Source organism: Streptomyces sp. NPDC057438 (assembly GCF_042802995.1).
In the GTDB taxonomy this organism is placed as follows: Bacteria; Actinomycetota; Actinomycetes; order Streptomycetales; family Streptomycetaceae; genus Streptomyces.
This window is the reverse complement of record NZ_JBHVDD010000004.1, coordinates 70,660-97,087: the sequence shown is the minus strand read 5'-3', so window position 1 is coordinate 97,087 and position 26,428 is coordinate 70,660. Positions and strand designations below refer to the sequence as shown.

The following is a 26,428-nucleotide window of genomic DNA, read 5'->3' as shown; positions in this document are numbered from 1 at the left end:
GCCAAAAGGATAACCGCCCACCACGGCGCGTCAGTAGGAATGTCGAATTGCGGCATTGTGCCACCCCATGTTCGAAGCATGCGGGGCGCTATGCCGCTCTTCTTCCTCCGGCTTCTGTCGCCGAGGAGACTGGGTGAGCGCCCCAAACGGATTTGGCGCGGGACTTCTGGGTCGCTCCAGGAGCACGAGGCACGCTGGGCGACTTGAGGCGCGCGAGACCGCAGGGGGCGGACGCGATGCAGGGCTTCGCCGTTGGCGGGCGAGGAGGACAAAGGAAGAGAAGTGAGATCTTGATCCGTATCCACGCGAACGCATCCTGCAGATCACGGATGATCTCGGTGATCAGCTGCTGGATGTGCTGAGCCTCAAAGGGCCCCTCGCCTGACAGGGCTACGGCGAGCCGAATCATTTCGACAGGCGCTGGTGCAGCGACCATCGCGGGTACGCCGAGGTCCTTCTCCGAAGAAAGACGCAGCTTCTCGCATCCGTCGCTCTCCGCGAGAACGCCCCAATCCTGCCCTGGCAGTTGGGGCTGAAGCGCATCGGTCAGCGATTTGAGCTGAAATAGCCGGACGGCTAGACGCTGTTCGAATGGCGCATCATGCTCCGGTTGTGTCCACCTGATCAGCGCGACGTCGTACTCGGGCGCTGAATGGACCACCGTCATGTCCGCAGTCACAACATGAGCGCAGGTCAAGACCAGGCCTGGCGCTACCAGAACCCCAGAACCCGAACCCAAGTTGACCGCCCGCACGAGGCGAGCGTACCGGCCGGGCACACAACTGTCCTTCATAAGAAGCAAATTGACGCTGGCCAGGCGTGCTGGGTGTCGCTGGCCACTGTTCAATGCGCGATCATGGCTATGGGCGCGGGGGCGCACCCGAGCTGTGGAGGAGCCCGCCGTGGGACGCCCCGACAAAGCCGCGCGTGCGGCCATCGCGCGCCGCCGCTCGGACGCCATCGATCTACGTCTCGCCGGCGTGGACTGGCTGACGATCGCCCGCAAGCTCGCCGCCGACCCGACCGTCAACTCCGACGGCATCGCTTACCCGCAGGGCTACGGAGTCGAGCGGTACCGCAAGAACCAGGACCCGCCCACCAACGAAGCCCTGATTCACGCCGCCTGCCGGGACGTCCGCACCGCACTCGCCGACCGCCGCGCTGAACTCAACGATGACGTAGACGAGTTGCGCGCCCTGGAAGCCGACCGGCTCGACCGGCTGTTCTTCGTCGCCTACAAGAAAGCCGTCCGCGACCAGGACCTCGCCGCCATCGACCGTACCCTGCGAATCATGGAGCGCCGCGCACGGCTGCTCGGCCTTGACATGCCCGTCCGCACGGAACTGTCCGGCCCCGACGGCGGACCGGTCCAGGTCGAAAACGTGACCGTCGACGAACTCGACGCCCTGATCGCGCTCACCGATCCGGACGGCGCATGACCCCGCGCGACCACGAAAGCGTCATCGCCCACTACAAGACCCTTCCACCAGCGCAGCGTCGCACCATCGCGCGGGCCGCATCTCCCACTCTGCGCGCTGAGTTGGTGCGCGTCGAACGCGAACTCGCCATGGACCGCTCCCCAGGTTCACTCGCCGCCGTCCTCACCGGTGGGCGCGAGATGCAGGCCCCGCACCTGGATCTCATCGACCAGGCGTTCATCGACATGGCCGCAGGCCGATGCGATCGCGTCATGCTGACCATGCCCCCGCGGCACGGCAAGAGCCGACGGGCCTCTCGCTGGGCGCCCCTCTGGTACCTGCGGCGCAACCCCGGCCACCGCATGATGATCGCCAGCTACTCCGCCGACCTGGCCGACGACCACGGCCGGTGGATCAGGGACGCCATCAACACCTGGGGCGACGACCTCGGCATCCAGCTCAAGGCAGGCAGCCAGGCCGCCAACAGGTTCGACATCGTCGGCGGCGAAGGCGGCCTCCTCGCGGCCGGTATCGGCGGCGGCCTCACCGGACGCGGCGCACACATCGCCATCGTCGACGACCCGGTCAAGGACATGGCCGACGCCGACAGCCCCACCATGCGCAAGCGCGCCTGGGACTGGTGGACCTCCGTACTCCAGACCCGACTCGAACCAGTCGGCGCCATCTGCCTCATCCAGACCCGCTGGCACGAAGACGACCTCGCCGGACGCATCCTCGCCACCGAGCGCGACGCCTGGCGGGTCATCGACCTCCCAGCCATCTCCGACAGCCCCGACGACCCGCTCGGCCGCATACCCGGTCAAGCACTGTGGCCCGAACGTTTCGACGTCACTCACCATGCCAAGACCCGCAAGCGAGTCGGCGAACGCGTCTGGGCCGCCCTGTACTTGCAGAAGCCCCGGCCGCCGGAGGGGGGCGTCTGGAGGCGGGAGTGGATAGAGACCGCCCGCATCAACGCCGTCCAGTTCTCCGGCCTCGACATGGCGCGCATCGTCGTCGCCGTCGACCCCGCCGGCGGAGAGTCCACCATCGGCGACGAGACGGGCGTCATCGGCGTCGGCCGCGACTTCGACCGGCAGCTGTACGTACTGGCAGACCGATCCGGCTCAATGGGCGCCAACGACTGGGGCCTGGCCGCATGCCGTCTCGCCCTCGAACTCAAGGCCGACGCGATCGTGGTCGAGAAGAACTACGGCGGAGACATGGCGCGGCAGATCGTCACCCAGGCATGGGAGCAGCTGCGCCGCGAGGGCGTCACCAAGGGGCTCCTCATGCCCATGATCCTGGAGGTCACCGCCAAGGTCGGCAAACGCCTGCGGGCCGCCCCCGTGGCCCAGCTGTACGAACAGCAGCTCGTGCACCACGTTGGCGAATACCCCGACCTGGAAGGCCAGATGGTCACCTGGGTCGAGGGCATGGACAGTCCGGACCGCATGGACGCGGCGGTGCACGGATTGACGGAACTAGCGGACCCCGACCAACTTGACACCCTGCCGAACGAAACCGACGACGACCGCTTCGACGGCCGCCGTTGAACGAGGGAAACTGCCCGTAGAGGCAACTGCCCGGCGGGGAGACACGGACCACCTGCTGGAGTCCTGTTCTGTGGCCTTATCTCTCCCAAGGTCACTAATCGGTAGGCCGCCAGCACGGGCAGCAGCTAACCTGCGAACCGTCGTGAACAGCCGTGGGGGTGCGCATGAGCCAGACAGGGGCGACCGCGGCAGGAGTGTCTGAGCCGACCGGTGACAAGGGCAAGGCACTCCTCGAAGCCGTGTGGGCGTACTTCAAGGCGTTCGACGACTGGCCGCCGACGGACCAAATCGACACACTCCTCTTCCGGGCGGGAGTTCACTTGGAAGACGCTCTGGCCGAACTGTCCAGTGATCTGGTGCACGGCATCAGCTGGAATGTGCCCGTTAGCGTCAACGCTGATCAACGCCTAAGTCTCACCTTCGCGGGCGCCCTCAATTGCAAGGACTCCGGACCGGAGACCGCTATCTACCTTCGACTGGTGGAATTGGCTGTCGATTTGGAGTGAGGTCTCCGCACCGAACTTACAATCCGCAACATCAACATTAAGAGCCTTCCAGTGTGGTGGATGGGGCAGAACGCTGCGTCTAGTGACCCTCGTGTTGTCTACCGCGCCGTTCTCTTGGCCCGCCAGGAACCCGCCTTCAGCGGTACGACTGTTCAGCCCGCTCAGGTCGGTGATATCGCACAGGAGAACAGTTGGGACCTTGCCTTCGACCGTCGCATCCGTGCTTTCCTCGGCGTAACAGACTCGCCGGAGGCCTATTGGAAGACGCGACAGGGTTTGTTGGCGCCTCCGGCTCCTGAGCCGCCTCCGGCTCCGACCGTGCCCTCGCTCGTTGTGTCGGTCTCTCTCCACCCCGAAGTGGCTGCTGCAGCCGCTTCACGCTTCGAGAATGATCAGTACGCTGACGCGGTGATGCGCGCGTTCCAAGCTGTCGAAAACCGGGTGCAGAGCCTGATTGGGTCCTCCGAAATCGGGGTGAAGCTGATGGGGGCGGCGCTGGGGTCGGAGCGTCCGAAGCTCGTGGTGACGCGGGCCACCGGTCCGTCGCTGCCGAGCGAGCGCGATGGCTTCCGTGACTTGTTCAAGGGCGCCATGGCAGGTCTGCGCAATCCGAGGGCTCACGGTCCCATTACGTGGATGATCCGGAGGAAGCGCAGGAAATGCTCACGTTCGCGAGCCTCCTTATGCGCCGGCTGGACCACGCAAAGGCCGAGTTGAAGGCTAAGGCGGCTCAGGGTTCCCCGACCCCGTAACCTGATCCTGCGGCGCGGGGCCGACTGCCTGGAGGGGCACTGTGGGCCTGCGCGAGCTGATCACCGACGTCTGGAGCTGGCTGGACTACAAGCCAGCCATGGCCGACCCGCGCCGACCGGGCCGTAACACCTGGGCGGAACTGACCCGATCCTGGGTGCCCGACGAGGACCTGCGACGCCTGGCCGCCTACCGGCTCCTGGCCGCGTACGACTCCAACCAGGCTGGCCAGTTCGCCGCGGTGACGGGCGATGACGAAGCGGGCGTCGAGCGAAGGGAACTCGGTGATGCTTCCAAGCTGGTCGACACCGCGCTCGGCTACCTCCTCGGATCCGAGCAGGTCATCAGCGTCGCTGGTGCGGAGCACACCGATGACGAGCCGACTGCCGAAGCAGCTGCCGCGCTGGCCGTTCAGGACAAGCTGAGGACGTGGGCGGAGAAGGAACTGCTGCCGCTGCGTCTTCAACAGGCCGAGCGAACCGCGATCCTGCTGGGCGACGCCGTCTACACCCTGGCCTGGGATCCCGCGAAGGGACGGGCCGTGCTGCGCACGTGGGATCCGGGTCTGTACTTCCCGGAGTGGCCCGAGGACGGCGAGCAGGACGGCGCCGAGTTCCCGCTACGTGTTCACCTGGCGTGGGAGCTGCCCGATGACAAACGGCGCGGGCTCAAGACGAGGCTTCGGCGGGTTACCTATGAACTCGGCCCGATCACTCCGGCCAGTCGTCGCGGCGCAGCGAAGGACGGCAGCCCGGCACGCGAGTACCTGTACACCGACAGCGGCGACCCGATCCTGGTGAGCGGCGACGCGCGGAACGCCGACACGGGCATCATCACCCGCACCTACCCTTGGGCACCCAACCGACCCTCCCCGTGGACGTGCTTCCTCACCGACGCGGAATGGGACCTGGACGACCTCACGCACGCCGACCTGCTGTACGACCTGCCGATGCACAAGGCCCGCTACCGGATCCGCTCGGACGGTGAAGTCCTCGACAGGCTCGACCTGATGGTGGACTTCATACCCGTCGTCCACATCACGAACAGCATCCCCGCCAGCGGAGAACACTGGGGGAAGCCGACCGTGGCCACCGTCCTCCAGGCCCTGGACGAACTGTCCGCGACCGACACCGATGGATCCGGCGCGTCGGCCACCACCGGCTCGCCGATCATCGGCCTGGCCGGAGCCCGTTTGCCCATCGACCGAGCGACCGGCCAACCGCTACCGGTGAAAGTCCGGGCGGGGACGGTCTGGCAGCTCAACGACAACGGACGCATGGACGTCCTCGACACGTCGGCCCAACTCGCCGAACTCCGTGCCCGCGTCGACCACATCCTCGACCGGATTGCAGCGAACAGCCGTCTCACCGCCGCCGGCCTCGGCACTCTGGACCCGACCGCCCTACCATCCGGGTACGCACTACAGCTTGCACTGGGCCCGCTCGACTCGCTCGTTGCCGCCATGCGCCTGGTCCGTAATCACAAGTACGCCGTGCTGCTGCGCATGGTGCAGCGCCTCCATCAAGCCGGACAGGCTGAAGGCTGGCCCGCGGGGGAGTCGTTGCCCGCCCGGCTGATGTGGGGCCCGCACACTCCGACCGACCGCGCCGCCGTCCTCGACGAGGTGGTCACGGGCGTTCAGGCAGGGGTGCTGTCCGTCGAGACTGGCGTCCGGATGCTCATCGACGCCGGGTATCCGATCGACGACGCGCAGGCGGAGATCGTCCGAATACAGGCTCGCTCCTTCGAAGCCGCAGCCCGTCTCGCCGATGCGACTGGTGACAATGCAGCTGTCCGTACCTTCCTTGGACTGCCAGAGGCCGAGAGCGGGGTCCTGTCTGCGCCGCTTGTCGAGGTTGAGAACCGGGATACCGAGTAGGGCGCGGGCTTTCTGTGCGTGCGGTTGCCCTACCATCGCCGGTCTGCGAAAGACGGACTTGCCGTTAGTTCAACCGTATCAGTTACTTTCCCCTTCGGGAACAATAAGAGACTCCGGTGTGAGCAGATCCACGACAATAAACGCTTGATCAGCCTGCGTGTCGAACCTTTCACGCTCAACGCGACTAAGTGGGCGGAAAACAGCTACGCGATCACCGGATTGCATGGCGAAATACTGCGGATCTGTTCCCTCGATACGGAAGGCTGGTCGCTCTGCATCCTCTGGATCGTGTAGCTGGGATAGACCTTCCTCCAGCTCGTGAAGGATGGACTTCCTTGCTACCGTCTCCGGGGCGAGTTCCCGGATGGCTTCCACAGCCCGGGAAGTAAAGCGAATATCGACGTTGCTCATGGTGTCAGATCCTCAGCACTTACGAGTTCTCCAGCAGCAATCTCTACTTCTGCCTCGTCGATCCTCTGCTTGGCTTCCGGCGTTGCCTCAATCGATCTGAGGGTCCATTTTGCGCCGGTTAGTGAAATTGAGGCTTGTCCCTCCATTCGAGGCTCAAAGACGCCCATGAGAATGAGCGCCGCGCCGAGCACCACGAATACGCCAATTGTCGTCGCCCCGCCATTCCTGAAGAAACCTACGATTGCCACTGCAACCAGGATCACTCCTACGCTCGTCAGAAGTAGGTTCACCTTCGGGCGAGGTCTTAGCTTCTTCGCCATTTCACTTCCTGAATGACGCGAAATATGCTGAGGTTAGACCACACCAACGTTATGTGTTCTGAGGGCCCGCCGCGACCGGAACGAGGACGGTCGACCTCTCCCGGTCAAGACGACTTGGCTCATGGCACGGCTTGGCTAGACTGATCAACGGCGCGGGGGCGCTGGAGACCTGTGGATGGTTCACGCATGACGCGCCCCTCGCTTTGCAACCCGCTCGAACCGGTCGGGCACCGTCGTGACGGGCGGCCGATCTTTCCGATCCTCGGGGCCTCGCCCGACGACGACTCCAACAAGCCCGGTGACGAGGGCGGCGCCCCGAACGGCGGTGTCACGCAGGAAGACCTCGCGCGGCTGCTGGCCCGCGAGAAGACCCAGGGCGGCCGGGCGGCCGTGAAGAAGCTGCTCGGCGACCTCGGGTTCGACAGCTCCGAGGCCCTGACCGAGTTCATCACCACGAAGCGCGACGCCGAGCAGGCTGCGCTGACCGAGATCGAACGCCGTGAGCAGGCCGCCGAGGAGAAGCTGAGGTCAGCGGAGACGCGCGAGGCGCAGGCCTTGGCCAAGGAGCGTGCCGCCATCCGGCGTGCCGCTCTCGGAGGGCTCGGCGCGACGGGGGACGACCTTGATGACGCGGTCCTCTTGATGGACCGTGCCCTGCACGACCAGCCCGATGCCGACGAGGCAGCTGTCACCACTGCCGCTGAGCAACTCAAGGAGCGACGCCCCGAGTTGTTCGGCCCTGCCCGGGAGACCGTGCCGCCCGCTCCGGGCGGATCTCCCGCCAGCGGCCCGCCGAAGCGCGGAGGCATTCCACGTAGGCGTGGAGCGGCGGGTCTCGAAATGGCCCGGCGGCGAGGGCTCATCAGCGACTGACCACGCCAACGAGACATGGCTCCGGGACCACGCCCTTCAAACCGTGGACGCCCTTCCGGACGCTGGTCGGGCTGATCAGGGACCACGCCCTGGCGCGGCTCGGCCGTCGTCATTTCGTGGACACCGCCCCTTGCAACTTGCGCCGGGTGCGGGAGGAATCCGATCCGCACCCACGAGGGAGACATCGTGAGCGACTACCAGGTCCTCACCACGGTCACGACGGTCACCGACGACCGGACATGGCTCGCTTCACTGGACGGCGTCCACGAAGCCCAGACGATCCCCATCGACACCAGCAAGCTGACGGCAGGCACCCACTACACGACGGGCACGCAGAACCAGCCCCGCCACATCATCAAGTCCGGCATCCCGCTCGGCAAGATCACCGCGTCCGGCCTGTACGCGCCCTACAACTCCGCAGCCAGTGACGGCACGCAGATCCTCGCCGGATTCCTCGTTGCTGAGACCGCGTTCACCCCCGGCTCTACGAAGACCGCGGGCGCACTGCTGTGGCGTGGCGAGGTGCAGGCGTCGAAGCTGCCCGTCACCTTCGCGCCCCCCGCCGCCGCGAACACGACCGCATTCATCCACTACCGGTAAGGAGGCAGCCCCATGGCACTTGAGAAGCTTCTTGAGGCGATCGTTCCCGAAGACATCCAGGCGTTCATTCGAGCGATCACCACGCCGGAGGACTACCTCCTCACGCGGGAGGTGTTCGCCGAACGCAACATCGACAACGTCAAGTTTCGTACGAAGAGCAGCAAGCGGCGCGTCAACGCGGCGAAGTTCCGAGCGTGGGAAGCCGCGCCGACGCTCGCCAGGCGGCGTGCCGAGCAGGTCATCAACGAAGGCATGCTGCCCTGGGTCGGCCAGGAACTGCCTTTCTCCGAGCTTCAGATCATCCTGGCTGCCGTCGATCGCGGTCAGGACACCAGCGAGTTCCTCGACCTGCTCTACGACGACCTCGAACAGCACGTGGAAGCCACGAAGGCCGCCATGGAGATCGCCGCCGGACAGATGCTGTCCACCGGTGTGGTGTCCCTGCCCGGAGTCGCCCTCGACGTGGACTGGAAGGTGCCGGCCGCCAACCGGCCGATGGTGGCGGTGCCGTGGTCCCAATCGGATGCGGCTACCCCGATCACCGACGAGCTGGCGTGGATCCAGTACCTGAAGAGCATCGGGGCGCCGCGCCCCGAGCGGGTCATCTCTTCGGAGAAGGCGCTGTCGCTGCTCGGGTCCACTGCGGAGTACCGGGCCGCGTTCCACAACTCGCCGTCCACCGAGCAGATCCCGAGCGGGATGCTCGCTCCGGAGGAGGTCAACCGGGTCCGCGCCAAGTACAACCTGCCGCCCGTGACCACCTACGACGTGCAGGCGTACGACAGCAGCGACACGCTGGTGCGCACGACCCCGGAGTCGCTGTGGGCGATGATCCCGCCGCGCCGCGAACAGTGGGGCGAGACCCAGTACGGTCTGACCGCCGAGGCGATCGAGTTGCGCGGCAAGGGAGTCATCACTGCCGAGGAGGCCCCCGGCATCGTGATCACCACCCACGTTCAGACGCGTACCCCCGTCCAGCTGTCCACGATCTCCGCCGCTGCTGCGATGCCCGTGCTGTACGTGCCGGACATCCACATCGCCGCGACGGTCTTCTAACGGGAGCGGTCATGGCGAAGTTGGCGAGCACCGTATTCCTGCGAGACCCCGAGCAGGGCCCGATCCGGCTGGAGGCGGGGGAGGAGGTTCCCGAGCGGCTCGCCCCGCTCATCCCGAATCCGGCCGCGTGGTCGGGGGAGGCTCCCTCTCCTGGGGGCGAGGACACGCCGAATCCGACCGGCCCGGACGGTGAGGCCGGAGACACGCCCACAGTGGCGGAGCCGGAGCCGGAGCCTGCGAAGACCCCGAGGCGACGCGCCGCGAAGACAGCCGGCGCAGGCGCGTAGGTAGCGGCACATCACCAGTGAGGCTCGGCACCGCCACCCCGCCGAGCCTCACACCGTACGACAGGAGCAACCCGTGGATGTCGCAGTACGCGCCTGGCTGCTGGCTCAGCTCGGCCCCACCACTGACACCTCCGACCTTGACGCACGCTACGCGCGGCTCACGTCGGCTCGCGCTGTCGCGAACGAGGTCCTAGCCGAGCGGCGCGCGAAGCTGCTCGCCGACCCGCTCCGCATGACGGTGGACGGCGTGGTCACCATCGACCAGAGCAACAACCTCGCAGGACTCGAACGCCAGATCACCGCGCTCGTGGACCTAGTTGCGCCGGACGAACTGGCCGAGGGAGAGGAAAGCACCGACCTCGTGACCGCGCCGCTGCTGCGCACTCGCCGGGGCAGGTAGACCGGCATGCCGTACAAGTGGTCACCGCTGGTGCCCGGAAATCCGGACGAGATCGCGCGCCGCGTCGCGGCCGTACTCGAGGACGCCTGGCAGCGACTTGCCGCCAAACAGCGCGCCGTCCTCAGTCAGTTCGCCGACAACCCGAGAACGCCGCACACCGTGGCGACGTTGGAAGAGTTCAAGCAAGCGATCCGCGCCTTCCGCCAGCGCGTCGACCAAGAGGCCTGGCAGTTCGTCCAACGGCAGCTACCCCACCTGTACGCCGTCGGCGCTCAAGCCGCCGCTGACGCCCTCGACGTGACCTTCACCTGGACCACCTTCCACCGGGACGCCCTACAGTCGCTCGCGTCCGACTCCTACGCCGATTTCCTGCGCCGCTCCCAGGAAGCCGAGCGAATGGCGAACCAGTTCTATCGGGCGGTGCGAGAGGCGGCCCGCCGAGAGATACCGCTGCTCGCGGCGGGCAACATGACGGCGAAGCAGGCCGCGAAGAATCTGGCGGTCAGACTCGCCGCCGAGCACAACCTGACCCACGTCGTCTACCGCAACGGCGCTCGCGTCCCAGTACGCGCCTGGGCCGAGGCCGCCACCCTCGCCAAGTCCGCCGTCGCCTACAACGCCGGCACCCTCAACCGGACCCGCCAGGCGGGCGTCACGATGGTCGAAGTCTTCGATGGGCTCGACTGCGGCTGGACCACCCATCAGGACACCGACAAGGCCAACCGCACACTGCGGACCATCGAAGATGCTGCGGAGTGGCCGATCTCCCATCCGCGCTGTCGGCGCGGCTTCGGGCCTCGTCCAGACGTCACAGAAGCGGAGTGAGCCCGTTCGAGCCGCCAAGTTCTGCGGTGGGCGGCTGGCTGTTTAGGACCCTGCTGCCTGGATGGCGAGCCATTCGCGGTCGAGCATCGAGTGGACGATGGAGTCTCGCCACTTACCGGCCTTCTGGATGTGCTCGCGGATAGTGCCTTCCTCGACCATGCCGGCGGCGGACATGGTCTTCGCCGAGGCCTCGTTGCGCGGAGAGCGTGCGCCCCAGATGCGGTGTAGGCCGAGGTCTTCGAACCCGAGACCGAGGAGTAGCCGCACGGTTTCCAGTCCGTAGCCAACGCCCCAGGCATCCGGGCGCAGCGCGAAGCCCATTGTGGCTGCGCGCTGCTGGTGGGGGTCTGTTGCGATCCTGCCGAACCCGATCAGCTTGTTCGTGTCTCGCTCGACCACGGCGAGCGCGTACTCGCCGCGCGGATCTTCGGTTGCGGCACCGATGGACCGGGCCACGATGTTGCCCACCTGCTCGCGGGTCCGCGGCTCGAACGACAGGTGCTCTGTCGCTTCCTGATTGCCGTAGATCGCGAAGACCCCGTCCACATCATCCATGGTGAGTTCGCGGAGGCCGAGACGCTGGCTGGAACGCTGGACCGGGTACATGGCAGGAACCCTACCGCTGTGTTCCGCCGGGGAGTGCTGGTCGTCGGGGCGGGTAAACCGCGAGCTCTTCTCGCAGGTCACGGGCCGTGAGAGCGGTGCGCGCGCCGCTCGTCGTCAGGGCTTGGCGGACGCGCAGGGCCGAGACGACGATGCCGTTGTTCCGGAAACTGGCAGGGAGGTCCAGCACGGGGCGGATGGCCTGCGCGGCTCCGTCGACGTCGCCGCTGTGGATGTGGATGAGGGCCAGGTTGCACTGCGCGCCGGCCAGATCGCCGAACGCCCAGTTGGGGTTCTCAGGGTTGCGGAAGCCTTGCACGGCCAGCTCCGCTTGGGCGGTGAGGTTCGCGTTGCCGTCGCCGAGGAGGGCCGAGGCTTCCACGGCGTAGTACCGCTGCTTCTCCAGAGAGTAGGTGAGGAGGCCGCCGAGTTGATCGAGCTCGTCGGGTATGACGTGCTCTCGTAGGTCGTCAGCCGTTCGGTTCGACGCCTGGACCGTCTCGTTGTCGCCGAGGGCGGCTGCCGCGCGAGCCTGGAGGCCATGGAGCCACAGGCCGACCGTGCTTCGGAGGTCCGTGGCAAGGGCCGCGCCCTTCTGGGCGTAGAACAGGGCGTCGCCGGGCCGGTCTGCCCAGTATTCGATGAGGGACTGCAGTCCACTGACGAGGGCCATGAGTCCCGTGTGTTCGGCGTCCTTGGCGAATGCCGCAGCCAGGAGACTCATCGTCCGCGCCTGATCGCGGTCCTCCATGTCGTTGAAGCCCTTGGCCACGAGGAACGCCGTGATAGCGGCCATGAAGTTGAGGTCGCGGAGTTGAGACGGCCGGTGCTTACCGGTCTCCAGGTTGCAGATGATCTCGTCTTGCACGTCCAGGAGGGAGTCCCAGATCTCCGAGAGAGGTACCCGGGGGTAGTCGGTAACGAGCTGCGCCACCTGGTCGTGAAGCAAGGGGAGCGTGTTCTCTCCCAGCCTGTCCCGATCCGTGTGGAGAACGTACTGCCTCGCACGTCGAACGGCCATCTCGCCGCTCCTTTTCATGTCTCTCAGGTCCATGCCGGGTTTGGCATGTGCAGTGGACGACGTGCCAGCCAGCGGGGCGAAGTCCGGCGTGGTTCCCTCGGGGACCTCCGTCCACAGCGTGTCGATGCTGTAGTTGGTCATGGCGACGATCACCCTGCGGAAGTCGCCTTGAGGTTTCCGCTTCCCGTAGTACCAGGCCAAAAAGGTCGACTGGGCGGGCTCCAGGCCCTTCAGCCCCAGCCCCTCGGCCGCCTTGCTGAACGGGGGGAGGAAGTCCTTGCAGTCACGCAGTTCGCGCTCGTTGAGCCAATGCTGGAAGAACGTGACCACCTGGTGCCTCCCATCCGCTTCATTCAGCACGTCTCAAGCACGACGGTAAGTGCTCCGCCCCAACAACTTGCCCAGTACAGACGGTACTTAGCTAATCCGAGAAGGATCCGAGAAACAGGCGAGAAGCCAGGTCACCGCTGTACCAAGATCCGAGAGGCAGACGGGGATGGATCCGCAAGGCCACGGCTGCAACGCTCGTACCAGCCCTCGCAGAGAGTGCCCGAGCGAGCACAATCGTGGAAACAGAGGTCCCCGTGAACGCGCAGATGGTGAGCGCCGCTCTCGCCTTTCCCCCAGCGGACGCACGCACAACCGAGGCTCAGTCCTTCAACGCCGAGCGAGAGCGTGGTCGGGCACGTGTTTCCGACGCGCAGCCGGCCCCTGTCCGTCCGCAGATCTGGACGCACAGTTGGGCCATGGAGTCTTGCGTCCCCAGGCTTGCTCGCCTGCACGCCCGTACCCGCCTTGGCATGATGGGCTGGTCGGGGACACAAGAGGCCGCCGTACGGGTCATCACGGAGATCGTCCGGAACGCTGTCCACCACGTCGGCAGAGGCATGGTCACCTTGACCATGCACGTTGACGAGGACGACGTGCTGCTCCTTGACGTGACAGACCCGCGCCCCGGGCGCGATGGCCTCGACGAAGCCCTTGCCGGAAGCGACGGGACGGGGTTGTGGCTCGTGCGACAACTGGGCGGCGAGGTCGCCTGGTTCCCCGCAGAGTCCGGCAGCGGCAAGACCATCCGGGTCCGAATGCAGCCCGGCGAGCACAGCCCGACGTTCCCGACCGTCGAGGCCCCCTGAGCGGCCGCCGGGCCGCAGCCGCCTACCTCCCCAAGGTCTGTGCCCGACTGCCGCCCGGCGGTCTTCCAACCCCCACACGAGGCGTTGATGTCCCTCTTACGTGCTCAAGGCACGCCTGCTCTTCACCCTGCTCACCACCAGCTCCACAACGCGGGGTGCTCCGATGGTGAGCACTGACATGCCCCTGACCCCTCATCCTGCGGGATACGACGAAGACTTGCGCCTGGCTCTGGAAGACCTCCTTCTCGACCGGTGGCTCTCCGCCAAGGCTCTGCTCGCCAACACCCGCAGTTGGGCGCTGCGCACGTCCCGCAGTCAGGTCCTGGCGGCAGGCGCCGCCAAAGGTGACGCCGTCGCGGCCTGGTGCGCAGAGGAACCCGGAGACGCGAACGCCCTGATGATGCGGGCCCGGGTCATGACCCACCGGGTTCTGGCGGCTCACCGCAGCACGACAGACCGTCACACCCTGCTTCCCAGGGTCAGCGCCGCGCGTGCGGCATGCGGGGACGCCGCACGCCGCTGGCCGGCTGACCCCGTTCCGTGGGTGTGCCTGTTGGCACTCGCTCAGTTGGACGTCGACCACAGGCAGTGGCACTCCGTTGACCACTGGGCGAATCCGCCGGAGGCCATGCTGCCGCGGGGACCGTGGCCGCTGCTGTGGCAGGTAGACCGGCGGGACTGGTCCAACAGGGAGGCGTATCACCGGATGCTCCAGTGTTTCCAGGCCCGCGGCAACGGATCCGTGGACTTCACGCGGTGGGTGGCCTCCCAGGCGAAGCCGGGAGCCGTACTGCTGAACCTCCCCTTGTACGCATACGTCGAGGACTACCGGATGCGGACGGCAGGCGGACAGGTCGCCAGCACGCTGGGGTTCTGGACCAACGACCAGGTCCGGCACTACGTCGAGCTGGCGAGAGACGGATGGTTCGCCCACGTCACCGACATGAGCACCTGCTCCCTGCTGGATCTTAACTATCTGGCCTACACGCTGACTGCCTGTGGCCTGCCCGGCGCGGCAGAGGTGTTCACGGCGATCGGCCCCTTCGCCACTCCCGCGCCCTGGCAGCACGTCAGCGAAAGCCGGTGGTGGCAGGACGACTTCCTGCAGGCGCGCAACTACGCGATGAAGCGCGAGCGGTACAGCAGATGAGTCGAGCACCCCCACCGCGAGGCGGTTCCCAGCACCACCCCCCTGTTTCCCTTTCGACCCAGAGGATTCTTTCGGTGTCTCCGAGAAGTGCCGCCCACCGGCTGGTCGACGACGATGTCGTCCTGACCGGGCTCGGCTACCAGACCGTACTGGCGCGTCGCATGGGCCCGTTCGGCAACTTCGCGATCTCCTTTTCCGTCATCAGCATCCTGTCCGGATGCATGACTCTCTACGGCTTCGGCCTGAACACCGGCGGACCGGCCGTGATCATGTGGGGCTGGGTCGGCGTCGGTCTGATGGTCCTGCTGCTCGGTATGTCGTTAGCCGAGGTCACCTCCGCCTACCCCACCTCGGGCGGGCTGTACTACATGGCGCACCGGCTCGGCGGGCCCCGCTGGGCCTGGGTAACCGGCTGGCTGAACCTGCTCGGGCTGCTCGGAGCCATCGCCGGCATCGACTACGGCGCCGCCACGTTCGTCGGCGCGTTCGCGAACCTCCAGTGGGGCTTCACGCCGACACCCGAGAAGACCATGATGATCTTTGCCGGGATCCTGCTGCTGCACGCCCTGCTCAACGTGGCCGGCGTCCGCTTGGTCAGCCTCCTGAACTCGGTCTCGGTGTGGTGGCACCTCGTCGGCGTCGCAGTCATCGTCGGCGTCCTGATCCTCGCTTCGGCCGATCACCAGAGCGCCAACTTCGTGTTCACCACGTTCAACAACGACACCGGCTTCAGCAACGGCCTGTACGTGACCGCGCTCGGGCTTCTGCTGGCGCAGTACACCTTCTGCGGGTACGACGCCTCCTCCCACCTGTCCGAGGAGACCACTCAGGCTCAGATATCGGCGCCGAGGGGGATCGTCCGCTCGATCTGGGTCTCGTGGATCGCCGGGTTCATCCTGCTGGCCGGGCTCACGTTCTCCATCCAGGACTACGCGGGCACGCAGAGCAGCGCCACCGGCGTGCCGCCCGCCCAGATCTTCCTTGACGTCGTCGGCCCTTCCGGCGCCAAGGCCCTTCTGCTGATCGTGATCGTGGCCCAACTGTTCTGCGGCAACGCAGAGACCGCCGCTGCCTCCCGCATGGTGTTCGCGTTCTCCCGCGACGGCGCAGTTCCGTTCGCCGCCACCTGGCGCCGCGTCAGCACCCGCACCAAGACGCCGGTTGCCGCCGTGTGGCTGTCGGTAGGAGTCGCGCTCGTCCTGGCGGCACCGTCGCTGTACTCGCCGACCGCGTACGCCGCAGTTACGGCCATCAACGTCATCGGCATCACCCCCGCCTACGCCATCCCCGTCTACCTGCGGCTGCGCGCGGGGGACCACTTCAAGCCCGGACCGTGGAATCTTGGCCGGTGGAGCAAGCCCATCGGCTGGACGGCTGTGACCTGGGTCGGCGTCGTCACCGTCCTGTTCTGCCTGCCGCAGGTGTCCCCGATCACCACCTCATCGTTCAACTACGCGGGCGTCGCCCTGATCGCCGTGCTCACGCTGGCCTGGATCCTGTGGACCACTCAGGGCCGCCGCAACTACCGCATCCCGGCCCTGGGCGACACCGCCACGCACGCCTCTCTGGCGGAGGACGTGGTCTGATGAGCAGCCAGCACACTGACCCGAACTACGAGATGTCCCGGCTCGCCGGTCTCATCTCCGCCGAGGACTTCCGGACCGCGGTGGATCGTGAGGACATCACCACCGTCATGGTGTGCGTCCCCGACATGATGGGGCGTCTCAAAGGCAAGCGGCTCAGCGCCCGGGTGTTTCTCGACCGGATCACCGACGGGCTCAACGTGTCGGAAGCCTGCGCTTACATTCTGGCCACCAACGTGGGCATGGACCCCCTTGGCGGCTTCGACCTCACGGGCTGGGACAAAGGCTTTCAGGACCTCGGCATGATCGCCGACCTGAACACGCTGCGTGTCCTGCCCTACATGCCCGGCCTGGCGCTGGTTCACTGCGAGGCCGTCCAACCTGACGGGACGCCCCTGGAGATCGCTCCGCGCCGCATGCTCCGCACTCAGCTCGATCGGCTGGGGGAGCTCGGCTTCGCAGCGCGCGTGGGTTTGGAGAGTGAGTTCGTTCTCTGCAACGGCCTTCAGCCCATGGTGCAGCACAACCTCGACTACGCCCTCGACCATCCGCCGGCACTGAGCGACTTCTTCCGGTACCTGGAAGACGCTCTGCCCGAGGCCGGCGTACCGATCGAGGCGACCAAGACAGAGGGCGCTCCCGGCCAGGTGGAGATCACGTTCCCCTACGGCCCGGCGCTTCAGGCCTGCGACGCCTACACCGTCTACAAGCAGACCGTGCAGCACCTGGCCAGACGCCAGGCTCTGTCGGCCACGTTCATGAGCGCACCGTTCACCGGCGTGGGCAGCGGGCTGCACCTGCACCTGTCCCTCTGGAAAGACGGCGCCCCAGCCTTCGACGCGGTCCCCGGCGAGGAGCTGCCCGAGACGATGCGCCACAGCATCGCCGGACTGCTCTCCGGAATGCCGCACCTCGCCCCGCTGTACGCGCCCAACCCCAACTCCTACAAGCGGTACGCGACGGCGCACTCCTTCGCACCTCAGTACATGAACTGGGGCCACGACAACCGCGGGTGCGCCGTCCGGGTAACCGGTCACGGCGAGGGCACCCACCTGGAGATCCGCCTACCTGGCGCCGACGCCAACCCGTACCTCGCGCTGGCTGCCTCGATCGCTGCGATCGTGCACGGCCTGACCGAGAAGCTGACCCCGCCCGCACCCTGCCGGGGCGACGCCTACGCAGACCGGCAGGCGGTGCCTGTTCTACGTGACCTCGCCGAGGCGCTGGCGTACTTCGACGGCAGCAACTTCGCGACGAGCGCGCTCGGAGCCGAGGTAGTGCGGCACTACGCCATCGCAGCCGAGGTCGAGATCGCCGAACAGCGCAGACAAGTCACCGACATCGAGCGGGAACGGTGGTTCGACCGTGCCTGAGTGACCGGCGCGTAAGCGATGGCGTTCTGGTTAGCGTCCTCGCTGACCACCAAGCCCATCTGTGCCTTCGCAAGCCCCACCCCTCAACAGAAATAGGTAAACGGATGCCTGTTATCGATGACTCGACCGATCGCGATCCCGGCGCGTGGCGTGCGGAGATGGTCCGCGCGCTTCGTGACCAGGACGCGATCACCTCTGACTCGGTTGCTGCGGCCTTCGCCGCCGTGCCCCGGCACCGGTTCGCGCCGGAGGCGTCCCTGGAGGTCGTTTACGATCTCCACCGGATTGTGCCGGTCAAGAAGGACGAGAGCGGCCTGAACGTCAGCGTCATGTCCGCTGCCCACCTTCAGGGTGTGATGCTGGAGCAGGCCGACATCGCGCCCGGGATGAAGGTCCTGGAGATCGGCTCGGGCGGCGTCAATGCCGCCTACATCCAGGAACTCGTGGGCAGCGACGGTGAGGTCACCACGGTCGACATCGACCGCGACATCGTCGACCGTGCCCGCCTGTGCCTGGACGAGGCCGGATACCGGCAGGTGAAGACGGTCCTCGCCGATGGCGAGAGGGGTGTCCCCGACGGAGCGCCCTACGACCGGATCATCGTCACCGCGGCGGCGTGGGACGTCCCCCCGTCGTGGATCGACGGGCTCACGGAGAAGGGCAGGCTCGTCGTTCCGCTCACGGTGTGCGGCACAACCCGCTCGATCGCCTTCGACCGTGACGGTGCGGGCCTGCTCAGCCGCTCCTACCGTCTGGCGCACTTCGTGCCGATGCAGGGCGAGGGCGCCGCCGAGGAACGCAAGGTGCTGCTGCGGGAGGGCGTCGTCGTGCAGACCGATGACGTGCGGGTGCCCCTCAACGCGCAGGCGCTGAACCATGCCCTGGACACCCCCCAGCTGGTGCGCTGGTCGGGTGCGGCATGGGACCTGCCAGACGAGCTGGATCTGTACCTCACGCTCAACCTGCCGCGTGCGGTGCGGCTGCACGCGGCCAAGGACGTGGTCGAGCGAGGGCTGGTGACACCGGCGGTCCAGTTCGGGGTGCCCGCCCTGGTCAGCGAGGACAGCATCGCCTACCGCACCCGCCGCGACAACGAGGCCACCGGCGGCTTCGAGAGCGGCGTCATTGCCCACGGTCCGCAGGCCGAAGCCCTCGCCGACCAGTACGCGGAGCTGCTGCGCCGCTGGGCCGAACATCACCGTCGGCGGGGAGCTGCGACGTTCCGGTACCTGCCGGGCCCCGCTCCGTCGCCTCTGCCGCAGGACGCCGTACTGCGGCGGCACGGGATCGTCACCGCGTCCTGGACCTGAGACTCCGGGGCCCAGCGAGGGCTCCGGGACCTTTGCACCATCCCCCATTACCTCAAGGAGGCACACATGACCGTTCAACTGGAGCGACCGGCCATATCCACGCAACCGGCCGCCGAAGCGAAGGAGTTCGCTGACTTCGCCCTGGACATCTCCATCGTCGAGGGCGGTCCCTCCGCGGACCAGCTCATCAGGATGACGGACGACGGCTGCAACTCCACGTGCGCGACCGCGTGCACGAGCTGCCCGGCGTAACACCGACCGCGTCCACCGCAGTGCCCGGCCGCACCATGAGCGCGGCCGGGCACCGCGCAGTCCCAGGAGGGGCGTATGTATCGCCACGTTGATGCGGCACTGGTCCGGGCATCTGCATGGCATCCCGACCGCCCGACGGTATGGCCGGACCTTACCGGCGCGTTCGCGGACCCGACGTCCTGGCAGGCATGGCTCCAACGGACCTGGAACGACACCGACTTCGCGGCCGCCGTCAGGGCAGCCAGCCCCGACCTTGCGACCCGGGTGGAGCAGATCTGCGCCGGCCAGCTGGTCCCGGTCCCTGCCGTGCGGCGCACGGTTGTCGCCGTGCTGCGCTATCTGCTGCGTGCTCGCACTCGGGCAACTCCGTTCGGCCTGTTCGCCGGCATTGCGGCCGTACGAATAGGTACGGTGCCCGCGCTCCGCGTCGGCACCGATCACCGCGCCACCGCCAGAGCAGACGCGGCACACAGTACGGCCCTCATCGACTACTTCGAGCAGCACCCGGCGCTGCGGCCCCGCCTGATGCTGCTCGCCTCCAGCCTCCTCGTCGAACGCGACGGGTACGTGGTGATCGAGCACCGCCCGAGCGGAACCCTCGATCGACGCCCAGACCACGTGCAGGTCCGCTTGACCGCACCGGTCCGCGAGGCCCTGGGCGGGGCACAGACTCCGGTCTTGTGGAGCGACCTCGCTGTGAAGCTGTCGACCAGCTTCCCGAGCGCGCCGCCCTCCGTGATCGACCGCCTTATCGCAGACCTGGTCAGGCAACGGGTCCTGCTCACGAGTCTCCGCCCGGCGATGACGGTCACCGACCCGCTCACCGCCCTCGTCGAACAGGCAGCCCACCTCCCGCCCACGGAGGCAGCAGAGATCCGGTCCACCCCCAGGTCCGCGCCCGACCTGCGGGTGGACTGGGACCTGACCGTACCTACGGCCGTCGTGCAGGAGGCGGCAGCGGCGGCGAAGGCGCTCATCCGCCTCGCGCCACAAGCGTCCCTGACCGGCTGGACCGAGTGGCATCGCCGCTTCCTGGAGCGGTACGGGCCGCGGGCGGCCGTCCCCGTTTTGGACGCGATCGACGTGCTCGGCTATCCGCCCGGTTACCTCGGTGCCACCACCGCGCCGACGGCTTCCCCGCTGCCCGACCGTGTCGGCCGCCTCATCAAACTCGCGCACACCGCCGGCATGCAGCGCCGCCTTGAAATCCAGCTCGACGATGCGGCGATCGAGGACTTGTCCACCGTCGATCCGGGCCGTCCCGTCCAGCCGAGCACGGAGCTGACCGTCCGTATTGACGCCGAGAGCGTCGCCGCCCTCCACCAGGGGGAGTTCACCCTGAACGTGGTCGGGGTGGCGCGCTCGGCCGGAGCGACCACCGGCCGCTTTCTGCATCTGCTCGACTACGAAGACCGCCGCCGCATGACCGAGACCTACGACGCTTTACCCCCAGTGCATCAAGGCGCGCTCAGCGCGCAGATCAGCTCCACCCCTCTGTCGGCGCCAACCGAGAACGTCGCCCGCGCCCCGCAGGCGACCGAGTGGGTGATCTCGCTCGGCGACTACCACAGCCCGGACACCCGCCTCGTTCCCGTCACAGACCTCGCAGTCACCGCCGACGCCGAACAGCTGCACCTCGTCTCGCTGTCCCACCGCCGTCCCGTCCACACGCTGCTGCTCAACGCCGTGGACCTGGGCCACCACTCCCACCCGCTGTGCCGGTTCCTGACGGAGGCGCCCGCTGCGTTGGCAGTCCCGTGCACCGGATTCAGGTGGGGGACGGCCGCGTCCAGCCTGCCGTTCCTGCCCGCGTTGCGCTACGGCCGGACGATCCTGTCCCCGGCCCGCTGGCTCCTGACGCGAGAGGACCTGCCTCCCGCATTTGCACCATGGCCGCAGTGGGACGAGGCCCTGACCCGATGGCGCTGCGAGGTCCACCTGCCTGAGCGGGTGTATCTGAGCGAGGACGACCAGCGCATGGCCCTGGACCTGGCGGAGCCGTCCCACCGGGCCCTGCTGCGCGCCCACCTGGACCGCGACGGCACCGTGACGCTGTGCCCGGCACCACGTGCGAAGGACCTGGGCTGGACCGGAGGCCGTGCCCACGAAGTCGTCATCCCCCTGAGCACCGAGCAGAACATCATCCCCGTCCGCGTGGCGGGCGGCGCGGTCAACCGGGAGCAGGGTCACCTGCCCGGATGCGAGAACCGCATCTCTCTTCACCTCCACGGCCATCGCGACCGGCAGAACGCCATCCTGACCCGGCACCTGGCGGCCCTGCTGGACGAACTGGGTGCTCCCCAATGGTGGTTCATCCGCTACCGCGACCCCGGCGACCACCTTCGGGTGCGCCTGACCTGCCAGCCCGGGACCCTCGGCGCTGTCTTCGAGTCGATCGGCGAGTGGACGCGCCGCCTGCGGCAACACGGTCTGATCACGCACGCCGGTGTGGAGACCTACCACCCGGAGACCGCCCGATTCGGCGGCCCCACCGCCCTCGACGCGGCCGAACGGTACTTCGCCGCCGACTCGGCCGCCGCCGTAGCCCAGCTCGCCGCCCAGACCGGAACAGAGGTCCCCGAACTTCGCGCGGTGACCGCCGCGAGCATGGTGGACATCGCCGTGGGCGTGCTCGGCGACAGCACCGCGGCGATGCATTGGCTGATCGAACACACGCGCACAGATCCGGACGCCCCGCCCCGCACCGTCTACCGCCAAGCCGTCGACCTCGTGAACATGCCCTCGGCCGGCCTGAGCGAGCACGTCACCGCTGCCTGGTCCGCACGGCGTGGGGCACTGGCCGACTACCGCCGCGCGCTCACGGACACGGCCTTCCGTCCGGACGAGCTGCTGCCCGACCTGCTGCACCTCCACCACGTCCGGATGCGCGGGCCGGGACTGCCCGAGGAACGCACCCACCTTCACCTGGCCAGAGCCGCTGCCCTCAGCTGGACGGCCCGCGCAAGGAGTACACCGTGATCACCACCGCTCCCGCCCTCACCGCACTGGAAACCGTCGACCGTCTGGCCGCTGCGCTGGCCGATCCGAGCACCGCGTGGCCCGGCGGACGTCCCGATGGCGGCCGGTCCTGGCCCCAGTCGCTGGCCGGAGGAGCCTCGGGCATCGCCCTGCTGCACATCGAGCGCGCCCGGACCGGGCACGGAGACTGGTCCACCGCACACGCCTGGTTGAAGGCGGCCGTGCACGGTGAAGTCAGCGCCGCAGCCAACGCGAACCTGTACTTCGGCGCTCCCGCCCTCGCGTACGTGATGCATCGGGCGGCCAGCGCATCGAGCCGCTACCTGCCAGTCCTTGCCCGTCTGGACACCGCCACTCTCACCCTTACCCGCAACCGGCTGGCCGCCGCCCACCAGCGCATCACCCGTGCCGAGCGCCCTCTCATGGAAGAGTTCGACCTGATCCGCGGCCTGTCCGGCCTGGGCGCCTATCACCTCAGCCGCCACCCGCACCACGCAATCACCTCGGACGTAATCGCCTACCTGGTACGCCTGACCGAGCCCATCCCCGACCCGGCCGGGCTGCCGCCGTGGTGGACAGACGTCGCCCCCAGCGGGGTCCTTCACCACGACTACCCCGGCGGGCACGGCAACATCGGGCTCGCTCACGGCATCGGCTCCACCCTCGCCGTCCTCTCGCAGGCCCTGCTCGGCGGACTGACCGTGCCGGGCACGGCCGACGCGATCACGAGGATCTGCTCCTGGACGGACCAGTGGCGGCAAGACGACGAGTCCGCGCCTTGGTGGCCGGGACACCTCTCGATCCAGCAGGTGACCGACGACCAGGTCCATTCCTCGCTTCGGCCCCGGCCGTCCTGGTGCTACGGCGTCAGCGGCACCGCCCGTGCCCAGCAGCTGGCCGGACTCGCCCTCGGAGACCCGGCACGCGTCGCGATGGCTGAGAACGCCATTCTTGCTGCCCTGCAAGACCCCCTCCAACTGGACACGCTCCCCGAGACCGGGCTGTGCCACGGCATGGCGGGACTCCTGCACGCGACATGGCGGATGGCCACAGAGACGGACAACCCCGAGATCAGCGCCGAGCTGCCGCGGCTGACCGATCGCCTGATCACCGCGCTCAGCCAGAGCGACCCCAACCCGGAACTCCTCGATGGCCAAGCCGGAGCAGCACTCGCTCTGCACACCGTTGGCACGGGCCGTGCGCCCGCCCCGCACTGGGACACCTTCCTCGCTCTGGCGTGATACCGCGCCGATCCGTACCGATACCGAAAGGTCTGAAGTGACCGACCTCGTGACCGCTGCCGTGTGGAACATCGACGGTGACGGCGGCCGCAACGGCGAACGCCGGCATCTCGCACTCGACGTCCTCACCGAGTACGAGCCGGACATCTTCCTCCAGCAGGAGGCCAAGTTCAGCCGCGAGCGGGGCAGTGAACTCCTGCACGCCACGGAGAAGCGGCTGAGCCTGCGAGGCTTCCTCTCCGCGCGCAACCCGTACGCGGACGCCGACATCGCGACCGCGGTCTACCTCCGCCCCACGATGTTCGACGTCGTCGAAGCACGCCCCCGCGCCAAGCCGTGGTGGCTGCACCCCTGCCACGTGGTCGCGCGGCTCGGCACCTGTCCGGTGCCACTCAATCTCATCTCCCTCCACATGTGCTGCTTCGACGCCAACCAGCGGTTAACGGAGGCGTGTTGGACGGCCATGCACGCGGGAGCAGTCACTCTCGCCGCCGGGGACACCAACAGCTACCCGCGCAATCCCGAACGCCTCGCCCTGCCCGACTGGGCCGCGGTGACCGATCGAGCACACATGGTCCACCGGACCTACCTCGATGCCGACGGACACCGCCGCAGCGACACCCGCCCCGACGCCGCCCTGACCGACGCCGGCTACCTCGACCTCGCCCGCTATTCAGCCGACCATCTCGGCCAGCCCGAGGCCCTCAACGCCACCGCTGGACAGTGCAAGCCCGACCAAGGCGGTCCCCAGCGCATTGACCGCGCCTACGGGACAGGCGGCCTCGCCTCCGCTCTGCACAGCGTCGAAGTCGTCGACAACGACGACACCCGAGAAGCCTCCGACCACTCCCTGCTGATCCTGCGTTTCTACCGGGTGCGCCTCGAACGCGTGCTGACACTGCCTCTGGCCGCTGCACACACCGCGGAGGCCCTCCGATGACCCTGTCGGCCTGGCGCCAGGCCAATCTCGTGTTCCCGGAATGGGAGAACGCCGAGACCATCGCTGTGTCCCGACTCGCCCCCATACTGCGCGTGGGCGAGGACGAAGGCGCCCTGGCCCGGTGGTTCATCATCCGCAAGCACCCGTGCTGGCGGGTGCGCTACCTGTCCGCCGCCGGAGGAGCAGAGCACATAGCCCAGGGCCTCGACACGCTGGTTGCCGAGGGGGCCATCACTGCGTGGACAGAGATCGTCTACGAACCCGAAGAGCATGCCTTCGGTGGCACCGAAGCCATGGCCAGCGCGCACCGCCTTTTCCACCACGACAGCCGCAGTCTGCTCGAACACCTTCAGCGCAAGGGCGGCCCGCACCGGCGTGAGACGTCCCTGATGCTGTGCAGCATCCTGATGCGCTCCGCCGGGCTGGACTGGTACGAACAAGGCGACGTCTGGGCCCGCGTCGGCGCCCACCGCGAGACGCCCCCAGGTGCCACACCGGAGAGCCGCGAGCAACTCCAAGCTGCCGTACACCGGTTGATCTCCGTGAACGGGGAGGAGCTGATGCGTACCGGCGGGCCGCTGGCCCACCTTGCGGACTGGGCCCGCGCTTATCGCGACGCCGGGCGGGATCTGGTCCACCTCATGGAGCTGGGGTTGCTTCACCGCGGGCTGCGCGACGTGCTCGCCCATCACGCGCTGTTTGCCTGGAACCGCATCGGCCTGCCCTACGCGACCCAGGCCGCCCTCGCCGCCGCCGCGAAGACCGTTGTCTTCGGCCCGGACCCCACCACGGAAAGGAGCGTCGCGGTCCGTGTGGAAAATCCCTGACGCCCTGGCTCGGCGCTTCCCCCTCATCGCTCGCCCCCGCCCGGCCTGCCTCCCCCTGCCCCAGCGTGTTCGTGCGCTCGTCGAACTCGCCGACAGCGCGGCAAAGACGGGCGACCCGAGCATGGCCTCCACGGTCTACAACCAGGCCGCGCTGATCGCCTCCGACACTGGTGTGCCGGACATGGCCCACACGCTGTGCCGCCAGCACGCAGCCGCCTACCTAGACGCCGCTCCCTTGCCCGGCAAGGCCGCGATCCGAGCCCTAGAACCCATCATCAACCTCGCCCGCCTCGCCATCCGCGCCGGGCAATACGACGACGGCCGTCGTACGCTCCTCCAGCTGTTCGATGCGGTCAGCACCAACACCCCTACCACCTTGTTCGAGGACGTGGCCGTGCCATCCGGCCTCACCTCAACAGCCAGAGACCGCCAAGAGGTCCGCGCCTGGCTATGGCGAGTCCTACTCGCTGACGGAACGCGCGCCCTGACCACTGCCGGCCGCTGGACTGAAGCACTCGCCCACGTCGAAGCACACCACGGAGTCGGACAGCGCATGCTCGACGGCCGCCAGGTCGCCGTCCTCGCCGCTCTCACCGTCGGAGACACCGTCCGCGCCAACAGCCTCCTGGCCGACACGAAGCCTGGTGAACCTTGGGAAGTCGCCGTGACCGACTGCCTGAGCATCGTGTGCCACCGAACTTCAGGACTGCCTTGGCAACACACCCTGCAGAACCTGGTGACCAAGCACCTCGGGGCTCTAGACGGTGACGACCTGACCGTGTTCAACACGCGGCTCGGGCTCGCCACGCTGGACCTGTTCACCTTGCCCGAAGGGCCTGAAGCACGCCTCGCGGTCGAGGAGTTGCACCGAAGGGCGATCAAAACCTCCGACGGCTATGCCGCCCGAGAGATCCTGGCACACCCCCTGTGTGCCGCCCTCGCTACCGATCGAGAGGCACAGGAAGTCCGAACTCTCCTCGCCGCCTGCGCACTCCGAGCAGGAACCATCCCCGATGAGTTGCGTGACCAACTGGACCATGCGGTGCGTGCCAGCGATCACGCAATCCGGGAAAGCGTTACCCTCCAAGATCAATCTTGCCCAATTGGGCAAGATTGATCTTGGTTTGCCGAG

General features: G+C 67.6%; 26 protein-coding genes. 21 read left to right on the top strand and 5 right to left on the bottom strand.

The window, feature by feature from the left end:
* Positions 1 to 88: 88 nt before the first annotated feature.
* Positions 89 to 679: a hypothetical protein gene (locus tag ACFU5F_RS04585; RefSeq protein ID WP_383881829.1), complete on the bottom strand. Its 591-nt coding sequence runs from the start codon at positions 677 to 679 to the stop codon at positions 89 to 91.
* A 223-nt stretch (positions 680 to 902) separates the two neighbouring features.
* On the opposite strand from ACFU5F_RS04585, the gene ACFU5F_RS04580 reads away from it, so the two are divergent.
* From ACFU5F_RS04580 to ACFU5F_RS04560, 5 genes are all read left to right on the top strand, one after another.
* Positions 903 to 1,439, top strand: a complete 537-nt coding sequence (locus ACFU5F_RS04580; protein ID WP_383881827.1) for a hypothetical protein — start codon at positions 903 to 905, stop codon at positions 1,437 to 1,439.
* Positions 1,436 to 2,974: a terminase large subunit domain-containing protein gene (locus tag ACFU5F_RS04575; protein WP_383881824.1), complete on the top strand. Its 1,539-nt coding sequence runs from the start codon at positions 1,436 to 1,438 to the stop codon at positions 2,972 to 2,974. The genes ACFU5F_RS04580 and ACFU5F_RS04575 overlap by 4 nt, the downstream gene beginning before the upstream one ends.
* 164 nt (positions 2,975 to 3,138) lie before the next feature.
* Positions 3,139 to 3,480, top strand: coding sequence for a hypothetical protein (locus ACFU5F_RS04570; protein WP_383881821.1), 342 nt, complete (start codon positions 3,139 to 3,141; stop codon positions 3,478 to 3,480).
* A 60-nt stretch (positions 3,481 to 3,540) separates the two neighbouring features.
* The gene (locus ACFU5F_RS04565) at positions 3,541 to 4,197 is read left to right on the top strand and encodes a TIGR02391 family protein (RefSeq protein ID WP_383881818.1); all 657 of its coding nucleotides are present in this window, start codon (positions 3,541 to 3,543) and stop codon (positions 4,195 to 4,197) included.
* A gap of 76 nt (positions 4,198 to 4,273) precedes the next feature.
* The gene (locus ACFU5F_RS04560) at positions 4,274 to 6,109 is read left to right on the top strand and encodes a hypothetical protein (protein WP_383881815.1); all 1,836 of its coding nucleotides are present in this window, start codon (positions 4,274 to 4,276) and stop codon (positions 6,107 to 6,109) included.
* A 78-nt stretch (positions 6,110 to 6,187) separates the two neighbouring features.
* Here the strand turns inward: ACFU5F_RS04560 and ACFU5F_RS04555 are convergent, their stop codons facing one another.
* Positions 6,188 to 6,520 (bottom strand): hypothetical protein, encoded by a 333-nt coding sequence (locus ACFU5F_RS04555; RefSeq protein WP_383881812.1) that lies wholly within the window; start codon positions 6,518 to 6,520, stop codon positions 6,188 to 6,190.
* Positions 6,517 to 6,840 (bottom strand): hypothetical protein, encoded by a 324-nt coding sequence (locus ACFU5F_RS04550; RefSeq protein WP_383881809.1) that lies wholly within the window; start codon positions 6,838 to 6,840, stop codon positions 6,517 to 6,519. Before ACFU5F_RS04550 ends, ACFU5F_RS04555 begins: the two co-directional genes overlap by 4 nt.
* Positions 6,841 to 7,026: 186 nt before the next feature.
* On the opposite strand from ACFU5F_RS04550, the gene ACFU5F_RS04545 reads away from it, so the two are divergent.
* The 5 genes from ACFU5F_RS04545 to ACFU5F_RS04525 all read left to right on the top strand — a co-directional run bounded on the left by ACFU5F_RS04545 (position 7,027) and on the right by ACFU5F_RS04525 (position 10,881).
* Complete coding sequence (locus tag ACFU5F_RS04545; RefSeq protein ID WP_383881807.1) at positions 7,027 to 7,713, top strand: hypothetical protein; 687 nt, start codon at positions 7,027 to 7,029, stop codon at positions 7,711 to 7,713.
* Between the two features lie 186 nt (positions 7,714 to 7,899).
* Complete coding sequence (locus tag ACFU5F_RS04540) at positions 7,900 to 8,313, top strand: head decoration protein (protein ID WP_383881805.1); 414 nt, start codon at positions 7,900 to 7,902, stop codon at positions 8,311 to 8,313.
* A gap of 12 nt (positions 8,314 to 8,325) precedes the next feature.
* Entirely contained in the window at positions 8,326 to 9,369 is a 1,044-nt protein-coding gene (locus ACFU5F_RS04535) for a major capsid protein (RefSeq protein WP_383881803.1), read from the top strand.
* Between the two features lie 360 nt (positions 9,370 to 9,729).
* Positions 9,730 to 10,056, top strand: coding sequence for a hypothetical protein (locus ACFU5F_RS04530; protein WP_383881800.1), 327 nt, complete (start codon positions 9,730 to 9,732; stop codon positions 10,054 to 10,056).
* Positions 10,057 to 10,062: 6 nt separating this feature from the next.
* Entirely contained in the window at positions 10,063 to 10,881 is an 819-nt protein-coding gene (locus ACFU5F_RS04525; RefSeq protein ID WP_383881797.1) for a hypothetical protein, read from the top strand.
* Between the two features lie 42 nt (positions 10,882 to 10,923).
* Here the strand turns inward: ACFU5F_RS04525 and ACFU5F_RS04520 are convergent, their stop codons facing one another.
* Positions 10,924 to 11,487 (bottom strand): GNAT family N-acetyltransferase, encoded by a 564-nt coding sequence (locus ACFU5F_RS04520; RefSeq protein WP_383881794.1) that lies wholly within the window; start codon positions 11,485 to 11,487, stop codon positions 10,924 to 10,926.
* Positions 11,488 to 11,497: 10 nt separating this feature from the next.
* A complete protein-coding gene (locus ACFU5F_RS04515) occupies positions 11,498 to 12,835 on the bottom strand; it encodes a hypothetical protein (RefSeq protein ID WP_383881792.1) in 1,338 nt (445 codons plus the stop codon).
* A 416-nt stretch (positions 12,836 to 13,251) separates the two neighbouring features.
* Here ACFU5F_RS04515 and ACFU5F_RS04510 point away from each other — a divergent pair, with 416 nt between their 5' ends.
* The 11 genes from ACFU5F_RS04510 (at position 13,252) to ACFU5F_RS04460 (ending at position 26,413) form a co-directional block, all read left to right on the top strand.
* On the top strand, positions 13,252 to 13,641 hold the full coding sequence (locus ACFU5F_RS04510) for an ATP-binding protein (RefSeq protein ID WP_383881789.1): 390 nt from the start codon (positions 13,252 to 13,254) through the stop codon (positions 13,639 to 13,641).
* A 217-nt stretch (positions 13,642 to 13,858) separates the two neighbouring features.
* Entirely contained in the window at positions 13,859 to 14,791 is a 933-nt protein-coding gene (locus tag ACFU5F_RS04505) for a hypothetical protein (RefSeq protein WP_383881787.1), read from the top strand.
* Positions 14,788 to 16,377 carry an amino acid permease gene (locus ACFU5F_RS04500; protein ID WP_383881784.1) on the top strand — a complete coding sequence of 530 codons (1,590 nt, stop codon included), beginning with the start codon at positions 14,788 to 14,790 and terminating at the stop codon, positions 16,375 to 16,377. Before ACFU5F_RS04505 ends, ACFU5F_RS04500 begins: the two co-directional genes overlap by 4 nt.
* A 32-nt stretch (positions 16,378 to 16,409) precedes the next feature.
* The gene (locus ACFU5F_RS04495) at positions 16,410 to 17,747 is read left to right on the top strand and encodes a glutamine synthetase family protein (RefSeq protein ID WP_383881781.1); all 1,338 of its coding nucleotides are present in this window, start codon (positions 16,410 to 16,412) and stop codon (positions 17,745 to 17,747) included.
* Between the two features lie 104 nt (positions 17,748 to 17,851).
* Positions 17,852 to 19,057: a methyltransferase, FxLD system gene (fxlM, locus tag ACFU5F_RS04490; RefSeq protein WP_383881778.1), complete on the top strand. Its 1,206-nt coding sequence runs from the start codon at positions 17,852 to 17,854 to the stop codon at positions 19,055 to 19,057.
* A 66-nt stretch (positions 19,058 to 19,123) separates the two neighbouring features.
* Positions 19,124 to 19,309, top strand: coding sequence for an FxLD family lanthipeptide (locus ACFU5F_RS04485; RefSeq protein ID WP_383881776.1), 186 nt, complete (start codon positions 19,124 to 19,126; stop codon positions 19,307 to 19,309).
* Positions 19,310 to 19,384: 75 nt separating this feature from the next.
* Positions 19,385 to 22,288 carry a lantibiotic dehydratase gene (locus tag ACFU5F_RS04480; protein WP_383881773.1) on the top strand — a complete coding sequence of 968 codons (2,904 nt, stop codon included), beginning with the start codon at positions 19,385 to 19,387 and terminating at the stop codon, positions 22,286 to 22,288.
* Positions 22,285 to 23,529 carry a lanthionine synthetase C family protein gene (locus ACFU5F_RS04475; protein ID WP_383881770.1) on the top strand — a complete coding sequence of 415 codons (1,245 nt, stop codon included), beginning with the start codon at positions 22,285 to 22,287 and terminating at the stop codon, positions 23,527 to 23,529. Before ACFU5F_RS04480 ends, ACFU5F_RS04475 begins: the two co-directional genes overlap by 4 nt.
* A 37-nt stretch (positions 23,530 to 23,566) precedes the next feature.
* Positions 23,567 to 24,469 (top strand): endonuclease/exonuclease/phosphatase family protein, encoded by a 903-nt coding sequence (locus tag ACFU5F_RS04470; RefSeq protein ID WP_383881768.1) that lies wholly within the window; start codon positions 23,567 to 23,569, stop codon positions 24,467 to 24,469.
* Positions 24,466 to 25,296 carry a thiopeptide-type bacteriocin biosynthesis protein gene (locus ACFU5F_RS04465; protein WP_383881765.1) on the top strand — a complete coding sequence of 277 codons (831 nt, stop codon included), beginning with the start codon at positions 24,466 to 24,468 and terminating at the stop codon, positions 25,294 to 25,296. Before ACFU5F_RS04470 ends, ACFU5F_RS04465 begins: the two co-directional genes overlap by 4 nt.
* Positions 25,280 to 26,413 (top strand): hypothetical protein, encoded by a 1,134-nt coding sequence (locus ACFU5F_RS04460; protein ID WP_383881762.1) that lies wholly within the window; start codon positions 25,280 to 25,282, stop codon positions 26,411 to 26,413. Before ACFU5F_RS04465 ends, ACFU5F_RS04460 begins: the two co-directional genes overlap by 17 nt.
* Positions 26,414 to 26,428: the final 15 nt, after the last annotated feature.